The sequence below is a fragment of the Mesorhizobium sp. M4A.F.Ca.ET.090.04.2.1 genome (assembly GCF_003999085.1).
Lineage (GTDB): Bacteria > Pseudomonadota > Alphaproteobacteria > Rhizobiales > Rhizobiaceae > Mesorhizobium.
The window spans coordinates 1-6,089 of record NZ_RZOT01000372.1; the positions used below are offsets into that span (position 1 = coordinate 1).

Annotated in this window: 6 protein-coding genes; 4 read left to right on the forward strand and 2 right to left on the reverse strand. The window is 66.8% G+C overall.

Going from position 1 to position 6,089, the window contains the following annotated elements; translation table 11 throughout:
* The 4 genes from EN781_RS23025 to nhaA form a co-directional block, all read left to right on the forward strand.
* Positions 1–323 (forward strand): ATP-dependent helicase C-terminal domain-containing protein (locus EN781_RS23025; RefSeq protein WP_281034391.1); only part of this gene is annotated, 323 nt, incomplete at its 5' end.
* A 101-nt stretch (positions 324–424) separates the two neighbouring features.
* Positions 425–1,747 carry an ActS/PrrB/RegB family redox-sensitive histidine kinase gene (locus EN781_RS23030; protein WP_126056823.1) on the forward strand — a complete coding sequence of 441 codons (1,323 nt, stop codon included), beginning with the start codon at positions 425–427 and terminating at the stop codon, positions 1,745–1,747.
* A 119-nt stretch (positions 1,748–1,866) separates the two neighbouring features.
* Complete coding sequence (locus EN781_RS23035; RefSeq protein WP_126056822.1) at positions 1,867–2,430, forward strand: ActR/PrrA/RegA family redox response regulator transcription factor; 564 nt, start codon at positions 1,867–1,869, stop codon at positions 2,428–2,430.
* Positions 2,431–2,778: 348 nt separating this feature from the next.
* A complete protein-coding gene (gene nhaA / locus EN781_RS23045; protein WP_126056821.1) occupies positions 2,779–3,966 on the forward strand; it encodes a Na+/H+ antiporter NhaA in 1,188 nt (395 codons plus the stop codon).
* On the opposite strand, the gene EN781_RS23050 is transcribed toward nhaA, so the two are convergent.
* On the reverse strand, positions 3,963–4,997 hold the full coding sequence (locus tag EN781_RS23050; protein WP_126056820.1) for an RNA polymerase subunit sigma-70: 1,035 nt from the start codon (positions 4,995–4,997) through the stop codon (positions 3,963–3,965). The genes nhaA and EN781_RS23050 overlap by 4 nt on opposite strands.
* 42 nt (positions 4,998–5,039) lie before the next feature.
* Positions 5,040–5,786, reverse strand: a complete 747-nt coding sequence (locus EN781_RS23055) for an SDR family NAD(P)-dependent oxidoreductase (RefSeq protein ID WP_126056819.1) — start codon at positions 5,784–5,786, stop codon at positions 5,040–5,042.
* Between the last annotated feature and the right edge of the window lie 303 nt (positions 5,787–6,089).

The window sequence follows — 6,089 nt, forward strand, 5'->3', positions numbered from 1 at the left end:
CGCCGACCCATTTCGATGCGCCGTCGGGCAGCCATGTGCCGATCCGCTATGATGGCGAATGGCCGGTGCTGGCGGTGCGCGTACAGGAGCTGTTCGGCCTCGACAGGCATCCGGCGATCGCCAATGGAACCGTGCCGCTGACGCTCGAACTCCTCTCGCCGGCGCACCGGCCGATCCAGACGACGCGCGACCTGCCCGGCTTCTGGCGCGGCTCGTGGGCGGATGTGCGCACCGACATGCGCGGCCGCTATCCCCGACATGTCTGGCCGGAAAACCCACTCACTACCGCCGCCACCAGCCGCGCCAAGCCACGCGGAACCTAGTCCTGGCAAAAGCTTGGGCAGTCCGTCCTGGTGGCCTCAGCCGTCAAGTCCCCGCTACAGCGCTACTAGCGCTTACCCTCCTGCGGCGATAATCGTAATCCATGATCAACATCCTGCGCTCACCGGACTTCCAGCAAAGCCAGAGGCTGCGGCTCAACACGCTGATCCGGCTACGCTGGCTGGCCATCGTCGGCCAGAGCCTGACGGTGCTCGTCGTCGCCTATGGGCTGAAATTCCCGTTGTCCGTCAGCATGTGCTTCGCGCTGATCGCCTGTTCGGCTTGGATGAACCTGTGGCTGACCTTCCGCTACCCGGCGGCGCACCGGCTCACCCCGCTCTCGGCGTTCGCCATCCTGACCGTCGACAGCCTGCAGCTGGCCGGCCTGCTCTACATGACCGGCGGTCTCACCAACCCGTTCTCGGTGCTGCTCAGCGTACCCGTCGTCATCTCGGCGGCGTCGCTGCCGCTGCGCCTCACCGCGGTGCTGGGGGCGCTGGTCATGGTGGCGGCCACGCTTCTGGGCTTCTTCCATCAGCCGCTGCCCTGGTACGAGGGCGCGCCCCTGGAAATGCCCTTCATCTATGTCGCCGGCATGTGGATGGCGGTGTTCGCCTCGATCGCCTTCACCGCCATCTACGCCTTCCGCGTCGCCGAGGAAGCGCGCCTGCTTGCCAACGCGCTCGCCGCCACCGAGTTGGTGTTGCAGCGCGAGCAGCATCTGTCGGCACTGGACGGGCTCGCCGCCGCCGCGGCGCATGAGCTCGGCACGCCGCTTGCCACCATCACGCTGGTCGCCAAGGAAATGGAGAAGGCGCTCGGTGAGGACATGAAATTTGCCGAGGACGTGAAGCTGCTGCGCTCGCAGAGCGAGCGCTGCCGCGAGATCCTGAAGCGGCTGACCAGCCTGTCCTCCGAGGGCGAGGCGCATCTGTCGCGTCTGCCGCTGACTTCGCTGGTGGAGGAGGTGACGGCCCCGCACCGCGATTTCGGCATATCAATCAAGCTGCGGCCCGGCGAGCGCATCGGCCCCGAGCCGGTCGGGCGGCGCAATCCAGGTGTCATCTACGGCCTTGGCAATCTGGTCGAGAACGCCGTCGACTTCGCCCGCAAGACCGTCACCGTCAGCTGGAGCTGGGACGACGCCGAAGTTATCTTTTCGATAATCGATGACGGGCCGGGCTTCCCGCCGGAGATCATCGACCGCATCGGCGAACCCTATATGTCGACGCGGCAAGGCACCGAAGCCGGCGGCGGCCTCGGGCTCGGCCTGTTCATAGCCAAGACCTTGCTGGAGCGCTCCGGCGCAACGCTGGATTTCCGTAATTCGAGCGGGTTGGGCGAGGGCGCCGTGGTGCAGATATCCTGGCCGCGCGGCGTCTTTCTCAACCCCGAATCGTCTTCGAGCATGTTCGACACCGCCTGAAACCACGCTTTAACCTGCATGGTCGCCTCATCGGGGCCGGTTGCGGGCTCTTAAAATTGGACAATAGTGGCGCGGAACTGTATCTGCGTAAGCTTAAGGCAGCAGGAATTCTGGACACCATGAGTGGAGACGAAACGACTGGCGCAATGGTTGAGGGCGAGGACACCTCGCTGCTGATCGTCGACGACGACAAGCCGTTCCTGACCCGGCTCGCCCGCGCCATGGAAACCAGGGGCTTCGTCGTCGAGACTGCCGAGAGCGTCGAGGAGGCGGTCGCCAGGGCGCGCGACCATCCGCCGGCCTACGCCGTGGTCGACATGCGGCTCGGCGACGGCAACGGCCTCGATGTCATCGCCGCCATCCGCGAGAAGCGCGACGACGCCCGTGCCGTCATCCTCACCGGCTACGGCAATATCGCCACCGCCGTCACCGCCGTGAAGCTCGGCGCCATCGACTATCTTTCCAAGCCGGCCGACGCCGACGATGTCTTCGCCGCGCTCACCCGTACCTCCGGCGAACGCGCCGCGCCGCCGGAAAATCCGATGTCAGCCGACCGCGTGCGCTGGGAGCACATCCAGCGCGTCTACGAAATGTGCGACCGCAACGTCTCGGAAACCGCGCGCCGGCTCAACATGCACCGCCGCACCCTGCAGCGGATTCTCGCCAAGCGCGCGCCGCGTTAGGATCGCCAAGCGCGCAGGGCAAAGCCTCGGGAAACGGCGAATTCAGTTTTGTGGTGAGCATCGCTATTCGCCGAAGTCAGCGCTGCCCCTCATCGCCCTGCCGGGCACTTCTCCCCGTATAGTGACGGGGATAAGGCAGCCGCAACGTCGGCTCTCATCTGCAACGTCGGAGATTTGCGAAGTCATCGGCCACAGCGTCCCTCTCCCCGTCACTATACGGGGAGAGGGGTGCCGGCAGGCAGGTGAGGGGCGGCGCCAGCGTTCGGAAAGTGTGATGCTTGCCCAGTCGTCGAGCTTTGCGCATCATCGCGAATAATGCCTACCGGAAAAACCCCGCACGGAGGCGACATGCACGACGACCGCCCGAAATCCATCCTGCGCGAATTCCTCGACGGCGAGGCGGCCGGCGGCATCATCCTGATGGTGGCGGCGGCACTTGCGTTGATCGTCGCCAACTCGCCGCTCGCCCAGATCTACTTCGCCGCCCTCCACGCCTATCTCGGGCCGCTCAGCGTCGCGCACTGGATCAATGACGGGCTGATGGCGGTGTTCTTCCTGCTGGTCGGCCTGGAGATCAAGCGCGAGATGCTGGACGGCCAGCTTTCGACCTGGCCGCGCCGCGTGCTGCCCGGCATTGCCGCCGCCGGCGGCATGGTGGTGCCGGCGCTGGTTTATGTCGCCATCAACAGGGATAATTCCGCCGCGCTGTCCGGCTGGGCGATCCCGACCGCCACCGACATCGCCTTCGCGCTCGGCGTGCTGTCGCTGCTCGGCAATCGCGTGCCGGCCTCGCTGAAGATATTCCTCACCGCGCTCGCCATCATCGACGATCTCGGCGCCGTCATCATCATCGCGCTGTTCTACACCAGCGGCCTGTCGCTCGCCTATCTCGGCGCCGCCTTCGCGGTCATCGCCGTGCTTGTCGTGCTCAACCGCATGCGGGTTATGAACCTGATCCCCTATCTCCTGCTCGGCGCCGTGCTTTGGGTGTTGGTGCTGAAATCGGGCGTGCACGCGACGCTTGCCGGCGTGGCGCTGGCGCTCACCATCCCGCTCGAGCGCGCCGCCGGCATCAGCCACGACCTCGAGCAGTCGCCGCTGCACCGGCTGGAGCACGGCCTGCACAAGCTCGTGCCCTTCCTCGTCATCCCGATCTTCGGCTTCGCCAATGCCGGCGTATCGCTTGCCGGCCTGAGCATGGCCGCCTTGGTCGAGCCGCTGACGCTGGGCGTCGCCGCCGGCCTGGTTCTCGGCAAGCTGGTCGGCGTGTTTGGCTCATCGGCGCTCGCCATCCGGCTCGGCCTTGCCGACCTGCCGGTCAATGCCGGTTGGCTGCACATGATCGGTATTTCGCTGCTCTGCGGCATCGGCTTCACCATGAGCCTGTTCATCGGCCTGCTCGCCTTTGCCAGCGATGTGGCGCTGCAGGACGCGGTCAAGGTCGGCATCCTCGCCGGTTCGCTGGTCGCCGCGCTGCTCGGCGCGGCAGTGCTGCTGGCCGCGCCGCCGGCTGCGGGTGAGGCGGACGAAGACTAGCTTGGCGGCAGGCCGAAGCCCGCGAACAGTTGAGGTCCGAGCGGCGGCACATAGATCGTCAGGCAAGCGATTGCGCCGCCCGCAGGCTCGATGACATGCAGCGAGTGCGGCCGCCAGACAAGATCCTGATGGCTCAACGCATAGACACCGACAGCGGGCTGGCCGTTGGCTCTGGTGGCCACCGTGCGATAGCCGGCAAAATTGCCCCAGACGGTCTCGAGGAAAGCGCCGATCGCCTTGCGCCCCCGGTACCATTCCCGCCATGGCGGCATGTGATAGGTGGCATCCTCCCGCAACAGGTCGACGAGGCCGTCGAGATTGTCGGCCTGCCAGGCCCGCATATAGCGTTCGAGCAGCAGGCCCTCTTCCGGGCTGGGCCGTGACCGCTGCAAGGGGCGGCCTTCAGGATACCGCTGGCCAAGCGTCGCGCGAGCCCGCTGCAGGGCGCTGTTGATCGAGGCGGTCGATCCGCCCAGCAGCTGCGCGGTCTCGGCGGCCGACCACCCCAGCACGTCGCAAAGCAGAAGCGCCGCCCGCTGCCTCGGCGGCAGGAGCTGGATCGCCGCTACGAAGGCGAGTTGCACGGCCTCGCGGGTCTCGTAACGCGCTTCCGGCCCGGGCTCGGCGCCGGCAAAGGCCGGGAGCTCGGTGTCCGGATAGGGCTCCAGCCAGGCGATCTCGGCGACGGGTCCTCCGGTCGCGGGTCCATCGGAGGGCGGTCGTGCGGGCTGCATTAGAATGCGGCGCGCCGCCGCTCTCGCCTTGATGGCGTTGAGGCAGCTGTTGGTGGCGATGCTGTAGAGCCAGCCGCGAGGAGAGCCGCGCCCGTCGAATTGCGACCTTGCGCGCCAGGCCTTGAGGAAAGTGTCCTGGACAAGGTCCTCGGCCTCGTTGAGCGAGCCCATCATCCGGTAGCAGTGCAGCTTGAGCTCGCGGCGATGCGTCACGGTCAAGCGCTCGAAGGCCAGCCGATCGAGGATCGGCTGGCCTGGCCGGCCCAATTGCTCAGAAGCGCCGGGAGCGTCTGTCATGCGGAGCCTGCGGGGCTGAGTTCGGCCGGCATCCTGCGCGCCTCATGCCGCCGCCGCAAGTCCGGCGCCACTCACCACGAAGGAACTGCCTTGCTGCTTCGCGGTGGCGAGCTGGACCACCGCGCGCCCGACATCGGCCGGGGTCTGCATGTCCGTCATGCTGGCCAGGAAGTCCGCCGGGCGGATGCCCATATAGGCCGAAATGCTGTCGATGCCGCGGTCACCGACCCCGGTGCCGGGCATGATGCGCATCGGCGAAAGCGCCATGAAGCGCAGGCCGAGGCCGAGCCGGTCCGACTCTTTTTGGCAGTGGCCGGCCAGGAACACCTGCATGCGTTTGGCGCCGCCATAGCTGCCGGAATTCGGCGGCCCGCCGCTGAAGGCCGCCCCGCTGGAGATCAACACCACCCGGCTCCCTGGCTTGAGCCGACCCTGAAGCGCGGCCCTGCAGAACAGGAACGACGCCTTGACGTCCATCTCCCAGTTTGCCGAGAACACTTCCCAGCTCTGCTCCTGCACCGGCGCGGATGCGGCAAGCGCGCCCGCCGAGACCACCAGCACATCCGCCGCAAGCGCGTCGAAAACGGCTTCGGGCGCGCTCTCTTCCGTCGCGTCGACCGCCAGGGTCTTTACGTCCGGCTTCTCCCAGGCAAGCTGTTTTAGCGCGGCGGTACCGCGGGCGACGGCCAGCACCGTTGCCCCTTCGCCAAGCGCTGCTTCCACGATCGAGCGGCCGACACCCCGGCTGCCTCCGATGACGACGACATTCTGACCTTCCAACGATCCCATGGACCACCTCTCATTCCGGGCCGCCGGACCATCCGGTCGCGCCTGTTGATGAGGACAGCCGGGGTCAGCGGAAATCATCGGTGCGGGATCGAAAAAGTTCTCACGGGTGATCGACAAGGCTCGCGCCAAGGTCGCTGCCTGTTACCTTCTCTTCGTTTATGGCACGGCAATCGCATATGGCAGCGCCAGCCCCCGCTCCGGCCGCTGCCCGGCCACCTCTCCCCCATTCCATGGGGGCGAGGAAACGCTAACCGCCCAGGTCGCGGCCTCGGAAAGCTTGGGTTCCTCGCCCCCACTATATGT